The 722-nt window shown below is 48.8% G+C and carries 2 tRNA genes and 1 rRNA gene; all 3 read left to right on the top strand.

What is annotated here, in order from left to right:
• A 16S ribosomal RNA gene (locus WFN87_RS23985) occupies positions 1 to 106 on the top strand; the annotation flags it as partial.
• 68 nt (positions 107 to 174) lie between these two features.
• Positions 175 to 251, top strand: a tRNA-Ile gene (locus WFN87_RS23980).
• Between the two features lie 112 nt (positions 252 to 363).
• Positions 364 to 439: transfer RNA gene (locus WFN87_RS23975), tRNA-Ala, on the top strand.
• Positions 440 to 722: the final 283 nt, after the last annotated feature.

Here is a 722-nt window from a genome sequence, read left to right as displayed (position 1 = left end):
AGGTAGCTTAACCTTCGGGAGGGCGCTTACCACTTTGTGATTCATGACTGGGGTGAAGTCGTAACAAGGTAACCGTAGGGGAACCTGCGGTTGGATCACCTCCTTACCTAAAAGATACAACCCGCGTAGTGCTCACACAGATTGTCTGATAGAAAACGAGCAGTAAAACCTTATAGGCTTGTAGCTCAGGTGGTTAGAGCGCACCCCTGATAAGGGTGAGGTCGGTGGTTCAAGTCCACTCAGGCCTACCAAATTTTCCCCTGTTCTGCGTTGCACCTCAGACTCGCATACCTCAGTATGCGTCGCTAAGTTGCGCCTTGACCAGATGAAAATCATGGTAATCAAAGGTTTTACGAAATCGATGGGGCTATAGCTCAGCTGGGAGAGCGCCTGCCTTGCACGCAGGAGGTCAGCGGTTCGATCCCGCTTAGCTCCACCATCATTTCATGCACCAAAACTTACTTCAGAGTGTACCGGTGACGGTGTACTGCGAAGTATTTGCTCTTTAACAATCCGGAACAAGCTGAAAATTGAAACGACATGTCGTCTTATTCTTCCGTAATAAAGAATAAGGTTAAGACATGTTCGAGTCTCTCAAATTTTCACAACAGCGATTGTGTCTTACGAGACACCTTCGGGTTGTGAGGTTAAGCGACTAAGCGTACACGGTGGATGCCCTGGCAGTCAGAGGCGATGAAGGACGTGCTAATCTGCGATAAGCG

This window comes from Cedecea sp. AS113 (assembly GCF_037152415.1).
In the GTDB taxonomy this organism is placed as follows: domain Bacteria; phylum Pseudomonadota; class Gammaproteobacteria; order Enterobacterales; family Enterobacteriaceae; genus Cedecea.
Note: the sequence above shows the minus strand (reverse complement) of the source record. Positions and strands in the feature narration are given on the sequence as shown.